Origin of the sequence: Candidatus Pantoea bituminis (assembly GCF_018842675.1) — a bacterium.
Taxonomy (GTDB): Bacteria; Pseudomonadota; Gammaproteobacteria; order Enterobacterales; family Enterobacteriaceae; genus Pantoea; species Pantoea phytostimulans.
This window is the reverse complement of record NZ_JAGTWO010000004.1, coordinates 1,863,242-1,879,752: the sequence shown is the minus strand read 5'-3', so window position 1 is coordinate 1,879,752 and position 16,511 is coordinate 1,863,242. Positions and strand designations below refer to the sequence as shown.

14 protein-coding genes and 4 pseudogenes are annotated in these 16,511 nt (G+C 50.9%); 9 read left to right on the top strand and 9 right to left on the bottom strand.

The window, feature by feature from the left end:
• Positions 1 to 15: 15 nt before the first annotated feature.
• Positions 16 to 1,482, bottom strand: coding sequence for an MDR family MFS transporter (locus KQP84_RS12595; protein WP_215846794.1), 1,467 nt, complete (start codon positions 1,480 to 1,482; stop codon positions 16 to 18).
• Positions 1,483 to 1,869: 387 nt separating this feature from the next.
• On the opposite strand from KQP84_RS12595, the gene KQP84_RS12590 reads away from it, so the two are divergent.
• The 4 genes and pseudogenes from KQP84_RS12590 (at position 1,870) to osmV (ending at position 5,308) form a co-directional block, all read left to right on the top strand.
• On the top strand, positions 1,870 to 2,586 hold the full coding sequence (locus KQP84_RS12590) for an ABC transporter permease (protein WP_215846793.1): 717 nt from the start codon (positions 1,870 to 1,872) through the stop codon (positions 2,584 to 2,586).
• An 18-nt stretch (positions 2,587 to 2,604) separates the two neighbouring features.
• Positions 2,605 to 3,516: a glycine betaine ABC transporter substrate-binding protein gene (locus tag KQP84_RS12585; protein ID WP_215846792.1), complete on the top strand. Its 912-nt coding sequence runs from the start codon at positions 2,605 to 2,607 to the stop codon at positions 3,514 to 3,516.
• Positions 3,517 to 3,525: 9 nt separating this feature from the next.
• Positions 3,526 to 4,173, top strand: a complete 648-nt coding sequence (osmW, locus tag KQP84_RS12580; protein WP_215846791.1) for an osmoprotectant ABC transporter permease OsmW — start codon at positions 3,526 to 3,528, stop codon at positions 4,171 to 4,173.
• Positions 4,173 to 5,308, top strand: a pseudogene (osmV, locus tag KQP84_RS12575) (osmoprotectant ABC transporter ATP-binding protein OsmV). The gene osmW and the pseudogene osmV overlap by 1 nt, the downstream one beginning before the upstream one ends.
• Positions 5,309 to 5,350: 42 nt before the next feature.
• Here the strand turns inward: osmV and KQP84_RS12570 are convergent.
• The 4 genes and pseudogenes from KQP84_RS12570 to KQP84_RS12555 form a co-directional block, all read right to left on the bottom strand.
• Positions 5,351 to 6,726, bottom strand: a pseudogene (locus KQP84_RS12570) (nucleobase:cation symporter-2 family protein).
• Between the two features lie 199 nt (positions 6,727 to 6,925).
• Positions 6,926 to 7,624 carry a dethiobiotin synthase gene (bioD, locus tag KQP84_RS12565; RefSeq protein ID WP_215846790.1) on the bottom strand — a complete coding sequence of 233 codons (699 nt, stop codon included), beginning with the start codon at positions 7,622 to 7,624 and terminating at the stop codon, positions 6,926 to 6,928.
• 113 nt (positions 7,625 to 7,737) lie between these two features.
• Positions 7,738 to 8,955, bottom strand: a complete 1,218-nt coding sequence (gene mlc, locus KQP84_RS12560) for a sugar metabolism global transcriptional regulator Mlc (protein WP_215846789.1) — start codon at positions 8,953 to 8,955, stop codon at positions 7,738 to 7,740.
• A gap of 127 nt (positions 8,956 to 9,082) precedes the next feature.
• Positions 9,083 to 9,978, bottom strand: a pseudogene (locus KQP84_RS12555) (LysR family transcriptional regulator).
• Between the two features lie 93 nt (positions 9,979 to 10,071).
• Between KQP84_RS12555 and ynfM the strand changes: the two are divergent.
• From ynfM to KQP84_RS12540, 4 genes and pseudogenes are all read left to right on the top strand, one after another.
• A complete protein-coding gene (gene ynfM, locus KQP84_RS12550; RefSeq protein WP_215846788.1) occupies positions 10,072 to 11,322 on the top strand; it encodes a multidrug efflux MFS transporter YnfM/SxtP(Kp) in 1,251 nt (416 codons plus the stop codon).
• 169 nt (positions 11,323 to 11,491) lie between these two features.
• Positions 11,492 to 11,747: pseudogene (locus KQP84_RS25375) on the top strand (hypothetical protein).
• Positions 11,748 to 11,861: 114 nt separating this feature from the next.
• Positions 11,862 to 12,404, top strand: coding sequence for a cytochrome b561 (gene cybB / locus KQP84_RS12545; RefSeq protein WP_215846787.1), 543 nt, complete (start codon positions 11,862 to 11,864; stop codon positions 12,402 to 12,404).
• A gap of 174 nt (positions 12,405 to 12,578) precedes the next feature.
• A complete protein-coding gene (locus tag KQP84_RS12540) occupies positions 12,579 to 13,763 on the top strand; it encodes a sugar transporter (protein WP_215846786.1) in 1,185 nt (394 codons plus the stop codon).
• 59 nt (positions 13,764 to 13,822) lie between these two features.
• Here KQP84_RS12540 and bhsA (KQP84_RS12535) read toward each other — a convergent pair whose 3' ends face one another.
• Both bhsA (KQP84_RS12535) and bhsA (KQP84_RS12530) read right to left on the bottom strand, forming a co-directional pair.
• Entirely contained in the window at positions 13,823 to 14,080 is a 258-nt protein-coding gene (bhsA, locus tag KQP84_RS12535) for a multiple stress resistance protein BhsA (protein WP_215846785.1), read from the bottom strand.
• Positions 14,081 to 14,105: 25 nt separating this feature from the next.
• On the bottom strand, positions 14,106 to 14,363 hold the full coding sequence (gene bhsA / locus KQP84_RS12530; protein ID WP_215846784.1) for a multiple stress resistance protein BhsA: 258 nt from the start codon (positions 14,361 to 14,363) through the stop codon (positions 14,106 to 14,108).
• 298 nt (positions 14,364 to 14,661) lie between these two features.
• Between bhsA (KQP84_RS12530) and KQP84_RS12525 the strand changes: the two genes are divergently transcribed.
• A complete protein-coding gene (locus KQP84_RS12525; protein WP_215846783.1) occupies positions 14,662 to 15,312 on the top strand; it encodes a TetR/AcrR family transcriptional regulator in 651 nt (216 codons plus the stop codon).
• A gap of 52 nt (positions 15,313 to 15,364) precedes the next feature.
• Here KQP84_RS12525 and rhaM read toward each other — a convergent pair whose 3' ends face one another.
• Positions 15,365 to 15,679, bottom strand: coding sequence for an L-rhamnose mutarotase (gene rhaM / locus KQP84_RS12520; protein WP_215846782.1), 315 nt, complete (start codon positions 15,677 to 15,679; stop codon positions 15,365 to 15,367).
• Entirely contained in the window at positions 15,669 to 16,511 is an 843-nt protein-coding gene (gene rhaD, locus KQP84_RS12515) for a rhamnulose-1-phosphate aldolase (RefSeq protein WP_215846781.1), read from the bottom strand. The genes rhaM and rhaD overlap by 11 nt, the downstream gene beginning before the upstream one ends.

Sequence of the window (16,511 nt, the reverse complement as noted above, 5' to 3'; positions counted from 1 at the left end):
TCGTCGCCCTTTGCTTTACTCCGCATGTTCTGGCCGCTGACGCGGCATCAACCAGGCTACCCACAGCGACAACGCTGCAATCAATAACGCAACCACAAATACCCAATGCAACGACACTGCAATGCCCTGCACCATCTGATGCAATGTGTCGGCGGGTAAGGCCTTGCGCGTCTCTTCTGACATGATTTGCTGCACCGGATCCTGTGAATGCGGTAATCGCCACGCCAGGTTGATATTCAGCACCGCGCCCATCAAAGCGGTACCAATTGCGGAGCCGATCATACGACTGAACATAATCGAGGCGGTGCAAATACCGCGAATATCGTAATCTGCATGATTCTGCACCGAAACCAAAAAGGTTGTGCTGGTCATGCCCATCCCGGTGCCAATCACAAACGCAGTCAATCCAGACTGATAAATTGAACTGCCTGTTTGCAGCAGCAACAGCAACGCACTGCCGGCAATCAGCAGCAATGCGCCCAGCTGAGCGGTAAAGCGGTAAGAAGTATGCAGCATTAATCGGCCACTGAGCGTGCTGGCCAGCGGCCAACCTATCGACATCATTGCCAGCGCACTGCCTGCGGCTAAAGGTGTGCCACCGGTAATGCCCTGAATCCAGGTGGGCAAAAAAGCGCTGATCCCCATCATCGCCGCGCCAATAATTAAATTGCCTGCATTACCCGCAATAATCAGTCGGCTACGCCAGATAATCATCGGAAATAAAGGGGCTTCAGCCCGCTGTTCATGCCGCTTGAGCTGCCAGCCAGCAAAAAGTGACAGTGCAACAAAAGGCAGCAGCCAATAGCGCAGTAATTCTGCCTGAAGCAGTGCAATTAATAAGGCACTTACGCATAACATCAACCATGCGCTACCGGCCAGATTAAGCGGTTGTGGCTTTTCATCTTGCTGATGAGCGGGAAGCCAGCGCGCCAGCATCAACATGCTGATCACCCCAATGGGGAGATTGACCCAGAAAATCACCGGCCAGCTGAAATGCTCAACCAGCCAGGCGCCGGTAAGCGGGCCAATAATCGCCGCCACGCCCCAGACGCTGGATAACCAACCCTGCACGCTGGCGCGTTCACGCGGAGAATAAATATCCGCGACGATGGTTGAGCTAAGCGGCATGATGGCTCCAGCCCCTAAACCCTGAAAAGCACGGAACAGAATGAGCCAGGTCATGCTGTGGGCAAATCCACATAAAATGGAGCCGATAAGAAAAATGGCGGTGCCGATAAACAGCATCTTTTTACGTCCCCACATGTCCGCGAGTCGGCCATATAAAGGAACGCTAACGGCTTGCGTGAGCAAATAGATAGAGAAAACCCAGCCGAACTGCGAAAAACCGCCCAGTTCAGCAATGATGGTTGGCATAGCCGTAGCAACTATCGTTACCTCAATGGCCGCCATAAACATCGCCAGCATGCAGGCAATCAAAACCCAATGACGCTGACCCGTTTGAAGTTGTGCGCTCTCAGTCATAACTCTCCTTTTTTATGCAGCAAGGCTAGCGCATAAAAGGCGTAAAGGGTTTCCTCTTAGTGCGCTAGCTGTGTGACAGCGTCACGTTAAGTCGATGATTTTTTTATTGTCGCCTATAGTCAGTAATTACGCGGGATTAGCTCGCATTTCAAGGTGTTCTATCTGACTGATTTTGCCCATAAAAACTAGCGCGCTTCGCTTTGCGCTGCTATAGAAATAAAGCAACTTTTTCGCTCCCCGCTGAAAAAGAGCAGATAAGCACACTTTTTATCTGCGATTTACGACAGACACAGTATTGGAAGCTTCTGCCCGTTTTTAGCTTTTGTTGTGCTGTCACTCTTTGCCATAACAAATGAGATCGACTGAATAAACAGGGAGACTCACCTTATGCAAAATGCTTCGCTGGCCAAACGCGCCGGTCTTGCGCTGCTTGCCGTCGTTATCGTGCTGGCTGTGCTGGTTTGGGGGATTGGCTGGGACACGCTGGTCGCGCGCAAAGTCGATTTACTCTACCTCGGTCAACAACATCTTTTCCTGGTGTTTTGGTCAATGCTGTTCGCTCTGCTGGTTGGCATTCCCAGCGGCATTATCCTTAGCCGCCCTTTTGCCCGTCGCTGGGCTGAATACGTCATGCAAATCTTTAATGTCGGTAATACGTTGCCGCCGCTGGCCGTATTAGCGTTAGCGATGGTCGTGATCGGCATTGGCGATCGTCCCGCGTTGATTGCGCTGTTCCTGGCTTCGCTGCTGCCCATTGTGCGTAACACCTTCTCTGGTCTGAGCGCCGTGCCTGCATCGCTGATTGAAGCGGCGAACGGCATCGGCATGACCAAGTTCCAGCGCCTGCGCCAGGTTGAACTGCCTAATGCGCTGCCGGTGATTTTAGCCGGTGTGCGTATTGCTACGGCGATCAATGTCGGCACCGCTCCGCTGGCTTTTTTGATCGGTGCCAGCAGTTTTGGCGAACTGATCTTCCCCGGTATTTACCTGAACGACTTCCCTACTTTAATTCTCGGCGCAGTCGCCACGGCTTTGGTTGCGCTGGTTTTAGACATGCTGTTGGCAGCATTGGGACGTTATCTCAGCCCGCACGCTGCGGCATAACATTTAAGGAGCTTTGTGATGCTGAAGCGTTGGATAAAACAGACCGCCCTCGCCCTAACGGCAACGCTGGCGATGAGTCAGGCGGCGCATGCCGCTGAACCGATCGTGATGTCGACGAAAAGCTTTACCGAGCAGCACATTCTTTCTGCAATGACGGTAATGTGGCTGCAAAAGCAAGGATTTCAGGTCGTGCCGAAACGTAACATCGCTACGACGATTGGCCGTAATGCCATGATCAATAAACAGATTGATATGACCTGGGAATATACTGGCACATCGCTGATTATCTTTAACCACATCAATAAACCGATGTCGTCTCAAGATGCCTATAACACCGTGAAACAGCTCGACGCCAAACTGGGTCTGGTCTGGCTCAATCCCGCCCCGATGAACAATACCTATGCCTTCGCTATGCAGCGTTCGCGGGCGGAAAAAGAGGGAATCACCACGATGTCTCAAATGGTGGCGAAGCTGGAGCAAGTACGTAAAACCGATCCTGACAAAAACTGGCGGTTAGCGTTGGATTTGGAGTTTGCCGGGCGCTCGGATGGAATGAAGCCTTTGCAGGAAGCCTACAACATGCCACTGGATCGCCCACAAATCCGTCAAATGGATCCGGGTCTGGTTTACAACGCGGTGCGTGACGGCTTTGTCGATGCAGGTCTGGTATACACCACTGACGGGCGCGTCAAAGGCTTCGACCTGAAAGTACTGGAAGACGATAAACATTTCTTCCCGAGCTATAACGTGACGCCGGTGGTGCGGAAAGATGTTCTGGAGAGCCATCCCGGTTTAGAGGACGCATTGAATCAGCTTACCCCACTGCTGACCAACGAAGCGATTACCGAAATGAACAAGCGCGTGGATATTGATCATCAGTCACCGCAACAGGTGGCACGCGACTTTCTTAACTCAAAACACATGCTGTAAGGAGGCATCATGGATACCCTTCACTACATCATGCATAACTGGAATAGCCTGCTTAACCTCACCTGGCAACATACCTGGTTGGTGCTGGTTGCCGTTGGTTTTGCCATCGTCATCGGCGTACCGCTTGGCATTTTGATTGTGCGTTTTAAATGGCTCGCTACGCCGGTATTGGGCATCGCTACGGTGGTGCTCACCATTCCGACCATTGCGCTGTTTGGCCTGATGATTCCGCTGTTTTCCATGATTGGGCAAGGCATTGGCGCGTTACCGGCAATTACCGCAGTGTTTCTCTATTCTCTGCTGCCGATTGTACGTAACACCCACACCGCGTTGGAAAACCTGCCGCCGGGCCTGCGTGAAGCGGGACGCGGTATCGGGATGACCTTTTGGCAACGTCTGCGTTGGGTGGAAATTCCTATGGCGCTGCCGGTGATCTTTGGCGGGATTCGTACCGCTGTGGTGATGAACGTTGGTGTGATGGCGATTGCCGCAGTTATTGGCGCAGGCGGTCTTGGCCTGTTGCTGCTGGATGGGATCAGCGGCAGTGATATTCGTATGTTGATTGCCGGGGCGCTGATGATTTGCCTGCTGGCCATTATTCTTGACTGGCTGCTTCATCGTTTGCAGCTGGCGCTGACTCCTAAGGGGATTCGATAATGATAAAACTGGAAAACCTGACGAAAACCTTTACGCAAAAGAACGGCACTACCATGAAAGCCGTGGATAACGTCAGTCTTGAAGTCCCTGCCGGGGAAATGTGTGTGCTGCTTGGCCCTTCAGGCTGCGGCAAAACCACCACCTTAAAAATGATCAACCGCCTTATTCCTGCTACCAGCGGGAAAATTTTGATTAATGGCGAAGATACCAGCACGCAGGACACCACAACGTTACGCCGTAACATTGGTTATGTGATTCAGCAAATTGGTCTGTTTCCCAACATGACCATTGAGGAAAACATCACGGTCGTACCACGCATGCTGGGCTGGGACAAAAAACGTTGCCATGAGCGCGCAACTGAACTTATGAGCATGGTCGCGCTGGATCCAACCAAGTTCTTGCATCGCTATCCGCGTGAAATGTCGGGCGGACAGCAGCAGCGTATCGGCGTGATTCGTGCCTTGGCAGCGGATCCACCGGTGTTGCTGATGGATGAACCTTTTGGCGCTGTCGACCCCATCAACCGTGAAGTGATCCAAAACGAATTTCTTGATATGCAACGCCAGTTGAAAAAACCGTGATGCTGGTGAGTCATGATATTGATGAAGCGCTGAAACTGGGTGATCGAATAGCCGTGTTTGGTCAGGGCAAAATTGTGCAGTGCGCCAGCCCGGATGAACTGCTGGCAACACCGGCTAATGAGTTTGTGGGGTCGTTTGTGGGCCAAGACCGCACCTTGAAGCGTCTGCTGTTAGTGCAAGCAGGTGATGTTACCGATCAACAGCCGACGATTACCGTTAGACGCTCGACGCCGTTGTCAGAAGCCTTTGGCATGATGGATGACAATGACATGCGGTCTATTACGGTGGTCGATAATGATGGTAAACCTCTGGGCTTTGTGAAGCGTCGCGAGGCACGCAACGCCAGCGGAAACTGCGAAGATATCCTGAACACCTTTAAAGTGACCGGTAAAGCAGAAGAAAACCTGCGCGTGGTACTCTCTAAGCTTTACGAGCACAACACGGTGTGGATGCCTATCGTGGATGAGGAAGGACGTTATAGCGGAGAAATTTCGCAAGATTATATTGCGGATTATCTGAGTTCTGGACGAACGCGCCGCCGCTTGAATCCTTGATGTAAACTCAACAACAAAAAAGGGCCATAACGGCCCTTTTTCTTACTGCTCTTTTACGGTTTCGCCTTCGGCTAACGGTTGTGTGCCCTGCTCAGTAGGCAAAATAATGTTAAGAAGAATGGCTAAAATACCGCCTGTGGTAACAGCATGTCCAAACAGGTTAGTGATCAGCATAGGGAACTGTTTCAGCACATCGGGTACCGCCTCAACGCCTAAACCAATGCCAAAAGAGATAGCCACGATTAACATTTCGCGTCGGCCTAATGGCGTTTGCGTCATTACGCGAATGCCTGCCGCGACCACGCTACCAAACATCACAATGGTTGCCCCGCCTAAAACCGGCGGCGGAATCTGCTGCAATAGCGACCCAATCGCCGGGAAGATCCCCAACAGCGCCAGCATTAAGCCTAAAACCATACCCACGTAACGACTTGCAACGCCGGTCATTTGGATCACGCCGTTGTTCTGCGCAAAAGTGGTATTGGGAAATGCGGAGAAGATGGCAGCCAGCATGCAGCTAATGCCATCCGCCATAATGCCACCCTCTAACCGCTGTTGAAACTGAGGGCCCACAATTGGCTGCTGAGACAACATACAGTTGGCAGTGAGATCGCCTACCGCTTCTATCACCGCGATCACAGAAACCAGCGCGATCGGCACAAAGAGAGTCCAGTCAAAATTAAAACCGAATTTGAAGAACGAAGGCATCACCAGCCAAGCGGTTTCAACGGCAGGCTTAAGGTGCAAGTGCCCCGTCAACGCAGCGGCGATACATCCCACAGTAATGCCCACCACCACAGCGACTAAGCGGGCCCAACGGTTACGCGAGCGATTCAATGCCACAATCACCAGCAAAGTTAATGCGCCTAATGCTAAGTTACCGGGCGCACCAAAATCCTGCGCGTTATGTCCTCCCGCCCAATCGGTAATGCTGACTTTTATCAGGCTAATACCGATCAAAGTAATAACCGTGCCCGTGACCACGGGCGTTAGCACTTTACGCAATTGTTTGACGCAGCGACTTAACAGGATAGGAATGAAGGCTGCCACCATGTTGCAGCCAAACAGCATCGCCATAATCTCTTCCGGTGAGCCACCCCGCGCTTTCACCATCAATCCGCCAGAGAGAATCACGCCAAGGAAAGCGAAGCTGGTGCCCTGTAGACAAATCATGCCTGCACCTATACCCGCAAAACGGCGCGCCTGAATAAACGTACCCAAGCCAGAGACCAGCAAAGACATACTGATCAGATAAGGGATATAGGCCTGAAGCCCTAATAGCGACCCAATGATCAACGGCGGCGTAATGATTCCGACCACGCTGGCCAAAACATGTTGTAGCGCGGCAAAAAAGCGGGTACAGGCCCGATCCGAGCATCAAGCCCGTACAGCAAACCTTTCTCGTGCGATTGCGACATAATGGTGCTCCGGCAAATAGTTATTAGCTGTGCTATTTATCAATAGCTGCTAATGCATTTTTTGCGCCACACCGTCAGCTCACAGGCTGAAAATAAATCAGGTTATTGTTAAATATGAGAAATTATTCAGAAGAAACAGCACGACATCCATGAAACTTTACGTTCACCGTGCTGCTTTTTGATGCCATTTGTTGCAGGGCTAGGCGCTGTTTGCACTTATACTGTGCACGCCTGCCTCAAGTAATAATGAAATGTCCAGGTAAGCGGTGAGATCGCGTTGCTCTGGACGGGGCAAATAAGGAAGCTCGCCCAACAAAGGCGCGGCCATTTTGGTGCGGAGAACTTCAATGATGTCCGCGTAGTGTGCCAGGCCAGGATTGATGCGATTTGCTACCCAGCCCAAAAGGGGTAAACCGTCACGGACAATGCTTTCAGCCGTTAACAGTGCATGGCTTATGCAACCCGATTGAATACCCACCACCATGACAACCGGGAGTTGCTGCTCGACTACCCAAGCAGAAAGCGGCCGTTCATCGTTCATCAGGCTACGCCAGCCGCCGGTTCCTTCAACAACAACCCGATCGACTTGCTGTTGCAAACTGTTTAAGCCGTTAGTGAGTTGAGCATAATCGATGCTGTTGTGTGGGTGGATGCAGATTTCCTCTTCCTCGAAAATCAGTGGATTGATCGCTTCATAAGGAAGCGCAAGAGAGGACGCGCTTTGCAGAATTAAAGCATCTTTATTTCTCAGGCCGTTCTGTGTAGACGCGGCACAGCGTGCAACGGGTTTATAACCCACTGCGCTCAGGTTCGCCTGCGTAAAACATTGCAACAGCGCGCGCGATACTACCGTTTTCCCAACAGCAGTATCGGTGCCGGTGACAAAGAGTGTTTTCACCCCATCCTCCTTCAGACTTGGTTTGTCCAGTCGACAATGAACATAAGTACGAAGAGGCATAGTAAGGAAAGGGTTCGCGACGCAACTTGCGTTAGCGCAAGGTTAAGTCAGGCTTAACCTTGCAATAGCTTCACCAGTAAATATCCACTGTAAAGCGCATCTTTGATTAAAGCGGCGGCACCTAATGTTCCGGGCTCTCGAAATTCGGTTGTAGCCAGATTAATTTCGGCACTGTAAGCGGGTAAGGCTTGCTGATGAATGGTGCTACTTACTGCGGGGAATAAGACTTCAGCAGCCTGATTAAGCGGTGAACCGATAAGAATTTGTTGCGGATTAAAGATGTTAACCATCATAGCTAACATGCGGCCAACGTGATGGCCGACACTGGCAATAGCATCACATGCCAGTCGATCACCCGCGAGTGCGGCCGAGCAAAGCGATTCCAGCGTCAGCGGTTGCTGATGCAAAGTGCTGTCGAGTTGCGATGCTAATCGCTGTGTGACCAGCGCCAGCAAACTGCCGGTGCTGGCGACGGTTTCCAGGCAGCCATGATTGCCGCAATAGCACTGTTTACCGTAAGGATCGATTTGAGTATGGCCGATTTCGACCAACGCCCTGCCTCTTTTATGCAGTAGCTGACCACCGCTGATCACGCCTGCACCGACCGTTTCATCAATGACTATCTGAATGACATCCTGCGCGCCGTGTGAAGCACCGAACAGTGATTCTGCTAAAGTCCAGGCGGAAATATCATGCTGAATAAAAACCGGTAGTCCGGTACGGGCTGCAAGCACCTCACCGAGCGGCATATCCTGTACAGCATAGCCGGGTAAACGATGTACCACGCCAGATGCCGCATTGATCAGTCCGGGCAACGTAATCGCAATTGCCGTCAAACGCTCCAGCTTTTGCTGATGGCGAATGAAAAACGCATCCACCTCATTCACAAGTGAGGCCAGTAACGGCTGTTGAGTTTCTTCCGGTAACGGCAGGATCTCTTCAACCAGTGAACGGCTACTGAGATCGCGGAGGGTCATGGTCATCTCACCATGATGCAGGCGGATCGCCAGATAGTGCCAGGCGACAGTATCCAGTATCAAGCCAATTGCAGGCCTTCCACGGCTTCCTGGCTCCTGAAATTCCGTTTCCTGCACCAAATGCGCTTCTAACATTTCACGCACAATTTTGGTAATACTGGCTGGCGCGAGCTGCGCCCGTTTGGAGAGTTCGATACGCGAAATGGGACCATAAAGATCAATTAATCGGTAAACGACGCCTGCATTAGTCTGCTTAATTTGGTCAATGTGGCCAGGTTGACTGTCCAGGTTCACACCCTGCTCCCGGTTATTTTCGCGCTTCTAAATAAACATGAGATATGGTGCGGCAGATTAGCCTTGAGCGTCAAATATTTGATTGGAAATGTGATTTGTCGCACACATTGCTGATGGGAAAGAGGGATTAACCCGCAAAGTCACGCCGCAGTAGCTGCATCATTCGATCCATTTGCGCATTTATTTCGCGCTCCCTGACCAGACCAACCACAATTCTGATAACGCATCGGGCTCTTCCAGCGGTAACCACACAACATCGGCTAGACGTGCGCGCCGAAACGAAGCGGGTAAAATCGAAACGCCTAAACCTGTGGCCACTAACCCTAAAATGGTCATGGCTTCGCCGACTTCCTGCGTGATATAGGGTTTGATTTGATAACGATGCAGCAGCGCCAGGATTTCACTGTAAAGTGCGGTTCCCCCTTGAGGATCAAAAAAGACAAAAGGTTCAGACGCTAAAGCCTTGATAGAGATTTTGTCCGCATCCACCAAAGGATGGGCCCAATGCACCACAGCGTAAAGCGGTTCACTGAGTAGCAGTTGATGACGAAGATCGCCCGGCAGTGGCGTATTACGCATAACACCTAAATCAAGCCGACCGTCATGTAACGGGGCTAACTGCTGGCGCGTGTTGATTTCCTGCATCTGAATATGCACTTTCGGCCAACGCTGGCGAAACTGATACAATGCATTGGAAAGCACGCCCGTGAAAGGCGCCGAGGACGTAAAACCAATACGTAACTCCCCTTCCTCACCACGATGTAAGCGTGCTGCCCGTTCTGCCGCTTGCTCCACCTGCAACAAAATAGCGCGTGCATCTGTCAACAACTGCTGCCCGGCGGCGGTGAGTTTTACGCTGCGGTTGGTGCGATTAAACAGTTGCGCGCCGGTTTCCGCCTCTAACTGCATAATTTGCTGACTCAGTGGCGGTTGAGAAATATTCAGGCGCTGTGCGGCGCGCCCAAAATGCAGCTCTTCGGCCACAGCGATAAAATATCGGAGATGACGCAACTCTATATTCATACTTTAAACATCTTATTTGAGATTATTAATATATTAGACAACCTAATCCGGCTTTTCTAGAGTTGACGAATCAGGAACAAAGGAGGTATTTCCGTGAGTCGCTCTTCTCAGGCGGTGATAATTGATGATGAATCACCCCGTTCGCCCGCTTCCGTCTCGACGTCAGGATGGATAGAACGCGGAACGCCGCAATTCATGCGTGTGACTCTGGCGCTGTTTTCTGCCGGTTTAGCCACGTTTGCCCTACTTTACTGTGTTCAACCTATCTTGCCGGTTCTCTCCGAGCAATTTGGCGTTTCGCCCGCTGCAAGCAGTATCTCTCTGTCGATTTCAACCGGTTTAATGGCATTAGGTTTGCTGGTAACGGGCCCGCTGTCTGACGCCATTGGACGGAAACCGGTGATGGTGACCGCGTTAATGCTGGCCGCTATTTGTACGCTTATCTCTGCGACCATGACCAGCTGGCACGGCATATTATTGATGCGCGCTTTGATAGGTCTGTCGTTAAGCGGTGTTGCTGCGGTGGGAATGACCTATCTGAGTGAAGAGATCCACCCCCGTATGGTTGCTTTTTCCATGGGGTTATACATCAGCGGTAATTCGATTGGTGGCATGAGTGGCCGCCTGATCAGCGGCGTTTTAACAGACTTTTACTCATGGCGGATTGCGATTGCAGTGATTGGCTGCTTTGCACTGGCTTCTGCGGTGATGTTCTGGAAAATTTTGCCCGCTTCCCGCCATTTTCGTCCCGCCTCACTGCGACCACGCAGCCTGATCATTAACTTTCGCCTGCACTGGCGTGATCAAGGCTTGCCGCTGCTGTTTGCTGAAGGCTTCCTACTGATGGGTGCTTTTGTGACCCTGTTCAATTACATCGGCTATCGTTTACTGGGTGCGCCGTGGCATTTGAGTCAGGCAGTGGTCGGCTTATTGTCTGTGGTTTATCTGACAGGCTCGTGGAGCTCTCCCAAAGCCGGGGCGCTGACCAGCAAACTGGGGCGTGGACCGGTGATGTTCGGTGCTACAGCAATTATGCTGACCGGGCTTCTTATTACGGCTTTCAGTTCTGTTTGGGTCATTTTGATTGGCATGATGTTATTCACGGCGGGCTTCTTCGCCGCACACTCTGTCGCCAGCGGCTGGATTGGCCCCCGCGCCCGCCGTGCCAAAGGTCAGGCCTCATCACTCTATCTGTTTAGTTACTATTTGGGTTCCAGCGTTGCCGGAACCTTGGGCGGGCTTTTCTGGCATCGCTACGGCTGGACAGGCATTACCCTTTTCATCACCGTATTGCTGTTGCTTGCCTTACTCGTCGCCAGACGGTTGCAATGTCGAAAGCTGTAATTTAATTAATCTCTTACAAAGGGCGCGCAAGCGCCTTTTTTGATCGCCAGACGATAAATTGTTAGGTTATCAGGGCCAAATGAAACAAAACGTATTTTCCTCGCTATAATCGATTCCATTCCAACGATAAATGTAATTTTTTATTTTTTAACAGCAATGAGGTTGCCCTATGGCTCTTTACTATTACGTCAATAAACAATCAGGGTATAACGATAACCATGTGGTCCATGCTTCAGGGTGCAAATACTTGCCATCCCAAGCGGGACGACTTTTTCTGGGCAGTTTTTACGCCCCAACAGCCGCTATTCAGCAAGCACGCAAATATTATCCCAATGCATTAGGATGCGATAACTGCTGTCCCGTCACGCTAAAAAAAGCTGAACATCCAGAATAGCGTGGGACTAAAGCACATGGTCTGTCTCTGATAGTAGTCTGCCCTTCACGGCAGGCTACTATTGCTGCTGCTGTGTCAATTTGTTAAGCATTTACATCCGTTTCCGCTATGTTAGGCTTCTTGATTCTCTTTGTTCGGATTTAACATGCGGGAAAAATTTGCGGCGTCACAGATTGCCTTACACTGGCTTACCTTCTTTCTCATTGTTATTGCTTACAGCACTATCGAACTTCGCGGCTTTGCCCAGCGTGGTTCGTGGCAAGGTTATACGCTAATTGTTACGCATTTTAGTGCCGGCGCGACGGTACTGGTTATCATGCTTTCCCGGTTATTTCTGCGCATACGCCATCGCAGCCCGGCGATTTTGCCACCCGCGCCGCGCTGGCAAACAGGACTGGCGCATCTCACTCACACCTTAATTTATGCCCTGTTCATCTCGCTGCCGATTTTAGGGCTCGCTTCGCGTTATCTGCGTGGTCGCGACTGGTGGTTATTTGGCCTGTCGATGCCGGTTGCCAGTGAACCCAACGTCGATTTATCCGATACGTTGATTGACTGGCATGAAACGCTGGCACCGTTGGGTTATTGGCTGGTAGGGCTGCATGTTGTTGCGGCACTGTTTCATCACTATCTTTTGAAAGACAACACGCTGATGCGCATGATGCCGGGTCAACGGCGCGGTAGATAACCTCAGGCTATCGCCTTCACTGGGGGCGATAAAAAATATTCAATAATAAAAGCGGATTTCAAGGTTTCGTAATCCGCATTCTTCATCCACAATAGTCGCTAAATTGTGACGCAAGTCACTTTCACTGGATGCTCAACGTCATCCAATTTCGCTGTTCTGACTAATTGACTCCTCATGCAATCAATAACTGTTTCCCGTAAAACGGCCTGGCTACGCGTGGTGCTGCTGGCAATCGCTGCATTTGTTTTTAACACCACCGAATTTGTGCCTGTTGGCCTGTTGTCTGATATTGCCGCCGACTTTTCGATGAAAACCGCTGATGTTGGCATCATGCTGACCATCTATGCGTGGGTCGTCGCGCTGCTTTCATTGCCGTTGATGCTGCTAACGCGCAACGTTGAAAGGCGTATGCTGCTGGCGGTGCTGTTTGTCATCTTTATCGTGAGTCATGTGCTGACAACTTTCGCCTGGGACTTTACCTCGCTGATTGTTTCTCGTATCGGCATTGCGTTGTCACACGCGGTTTTTTGGTCGATCACCGCCTCACTGGCGATCCGCGTTGCACCTGCGGGCAAGAAAACACAGGCGCTGAGCATGTTAGCGACCGGAACTGCTTTGGCAATGGTATTAGGCGTGCCGATTGGACGCGTCGTTGGGCAATACCTTGGCTGGCGCACAACGTTTGGCATCATTGGCCTTACCGCGTTGGTGTTGATGATCATGCTTGCTCGCATTTTGCCGCGCCTGCCAAGCGAACACACCGGTTCTCTCAGCAGCGTGCCAATGCTGTTTCGCCGCCCGGCGTTAGTCAGTATGTATGTGCTGGTTACTTTAGTTGTGACGGCGCATTACACCGCTTACAGCTACATCGAGCCTTTTATGCAGGTGGTGGCGAACTCTGGTGAGAATTTTACCACGCTGCTGCTGCTGCTGTTTGGATCGGCGGGTATTCTGGGCAGCATCCTGTTTAGCTCACTGGGTAATAAATTTCCGTCTGCGCTGTTAATTTCGGCAGTGGCACTGATTACGCTGTGCATGGGATTACTGATTTTTGCTGCGGTTCGTCCTGCAGCTATCTCGACATTGTGCGTAATTTGGGGCATGTCGATGATGATGATTGGTCTGGCAATGCAGGTACGGGTGCTTTCGCTGGCGCCTGATGCGACGGACGTCGCCATGTCATTAATGTCCGGCATCTATAATATTGGCATTGGTGCCGGTGCACTGTTAGGCAACCAGGTTAGCCTGCATATGCGTATGGCTGATGTAGGGAATGTCGGCGGGATAATTGGTCTGGTTGCGCTGCTCTGGTGTGTCTATATCTTCCGCCGTTATCCGCAGTTACGTTCAAACGGCTAAAAAAGGCTTCAGATAAGGTTCCTTATCTGAAGCCTGCTTAGTGACTTATTTATCACTGTTTATTTATAAAGAACGGCTGTGCCATGCAGGTTGTTGTTGCCAGAGGTCGAAGTGATGCGGAAAGACTTTGCCCCCACATCGCTGGCCTTCTCGGAGAGCTGTTGCTCAAGCGAAGTGAGATTAGTGCTGCCGGTGGCGCTAATCACACCCACTTGCTGTTGATCTAATGGCGTATGACTCACTTCCTGCGCCGCTAGTGAGGTAAACGAGACGCTGCCTAGCGCGATTGCCATCAAGGCAATATGTAGCTTTTTCATAACGAACCCCTTCTCAATTCTTCAATTACTGATAAATCACAGCAGTGCCGTGCAATTTGTTCTGACCGGTTGTTGAGATAATGCGGAATGATTTGGCACCCGCTGCGTCTGCTTTCGCATTCAATTGCGCTTCAACCGAGTCAAGGCTGCTACCGGCCTGGACAGAAATGGTACCGACCTGCTGTTGGTTCAGTGGATCGCTGGAAACTTGTTCTGCAGCAAAAGCACCAAAAGTCAGAGTAGAAAGTGCAACCGCTGCCAGAGTGAATTTGATGTTGTTCATAATATTTTCTCGCTTACGAATGAGGTTTGAAAATCGTTGTCGCCATTTAATTAACGACCGTTAAATAAATGATAGACCTGTTACTCGGTTGTCGTCAATATTTATTTAATGAGCGTTATTTTAATCGCGAAGTGGCGTGATTATGGGCTTTAGCGTGGATTTTCACTTAACCATTGGGGCGGATAGTTTGCGGTAAGGCACAAATTGGCAACGCGTTTACAGCCCGTTGACAGAGCACCTTGCTAATTAAGTTAATGATCGGTAATTTATTAGAGTGTTTCTAAAGTAGTGAGGTTGTATGAGCCAGGTACAAGATTGCGATGTGAAGAAATGTCGGGGCCGCCCAAAAGTGTTTGATCGTGAGGCTGCGCTGGATAAGGCACTGACACTTTTCTGGACGCATGGTTACGAAGGAACATCGCTGGCCGATTTGGTCGCCGCCACTGGCGCTAAAGCACCCACACTCTATGCAGAGTTTGTTAATAAAGAAGGTTTGTTTAGAGCGGCTATGGCGCGCTATACAGAAAAGTTCTGTGCTTATCGTGAAGCGGCACTTGATGATGATCATCTTGCGGTAGATAAAGCCATTGAAGGCTATTTCCGCGCGACAGCCGCCTGCTTCACTGACCGGAATTCACCTTCTGGCTGCTTCTTTATCTGCACGTCGACGGCGTTGTCCGCATCATCCAGCGAAATTGCTAATATGCTGAAGCAGCAAAATCAGGCGCAGGAAGCGACGTTGAGTCGTTTTTTAGTGGCGCGTCAGCAGCGCGGCGAACTCAACCAAAAAGTAAACATTGAGTCATTATCGCGTTATCTCGCCTGTATGCTGCAAGGGATGTCTGTGCGGGCACGTGAAGGGGCTTTAAGAAAAGATCTCGACAGTATTATCGATACGCTGATGGCAATGTGGCCAACGTTAACCGGTCTGTGTCAGGGTCAGCACTAAATAAAGGGGGCGCATTATCCGCCCCTTTTATTCGCAAAATTACTGCCAAACGCTATTCCAGAAAAAACACCGGCTTCAAGGCCTGGCTTTTAGGGCTGTTATCGGGGTTCGATGGCATCAAATCTTTCATTGAAGCCCACCAGCGCTGACAAACGTCTGTTTGTGCCACCGCATTCCACTGCTCTTCCGACTCAATCTCTACGCTTGCAAACAGTAAATTACGATCGGCATCCAGCCAGATGGCATAATTGTGTGCGCCGTGCGCTTTGAGCGTTTCGGACAGCTCTGGCCAGATAGGTGAATGGCGACGCTCATACTCTGCATGGCAATCTGCGTTCACCTGCATAACAAACGCTCTACGCAGCATTGGCAGGTCCTACATCCAGCGCTGGCTGCCACGGTTTCACGCCGAAGCGTTCACCCAAAGCAATCAACTGCTCAGTGGTAATGCTTTGACGTATACCGCCCATCGAAAGCACTTTCACAATCACTTCTGACGATTTTTCTGCGGTGTCGATTAAGCCAAAAGCTTCATCCAGCGTTGGTCCGGTGCCAAAAATCCCGTGGAAAGGCCACATCACCAGCGTATGCGACTGCATCTGTTCGGCGGTAGCGGCGCCAATGCCGTCGGTGCCCGGTACCATCCATGGCAGAATGCCCACACCATCCGGGAAAACCACCAGACACTCGGTACTGCCTTCCCATAACAAACGGGTAAAGCGAGCAGAATCGAGTTCAACCACATAGCTCAGCGCCATAAAGTTTGTGGCATGACAATGCATAATGACGCGATCTACGCCGTTACTGACCTCTTTACGCACACAATGCGACTGGAAGTGCGAGGCCAGTTCTGAGGTTGGCAATCCGCCATTCGACAAGCCCCAATGAATTTTGTATGACAAGCCTTTATCATCTACCTGCAGCAATACCAGACAATCTGCTGGATCGAGCTGTACATTGCGGAAAAACTTACCGGAGCCGGTGACCAGGAACCAACAATTTGCCAGCGCTGGCGCAGGTTGCGTCAGTTCGATGCAGCGCGGCTCAGCATAGAAATCCGCAGCAAAAGGCTTCACCTCCTCTTCCAGCAAACGCAGGCTAACGTTGCCGCCGTTGCGCTCATCCCAGCCTTTCAACCACATGTCGCTCGTGGCTTTAACCATTCCTTTAACAAACCAGGAAGAAAGAATGCTTTGCAT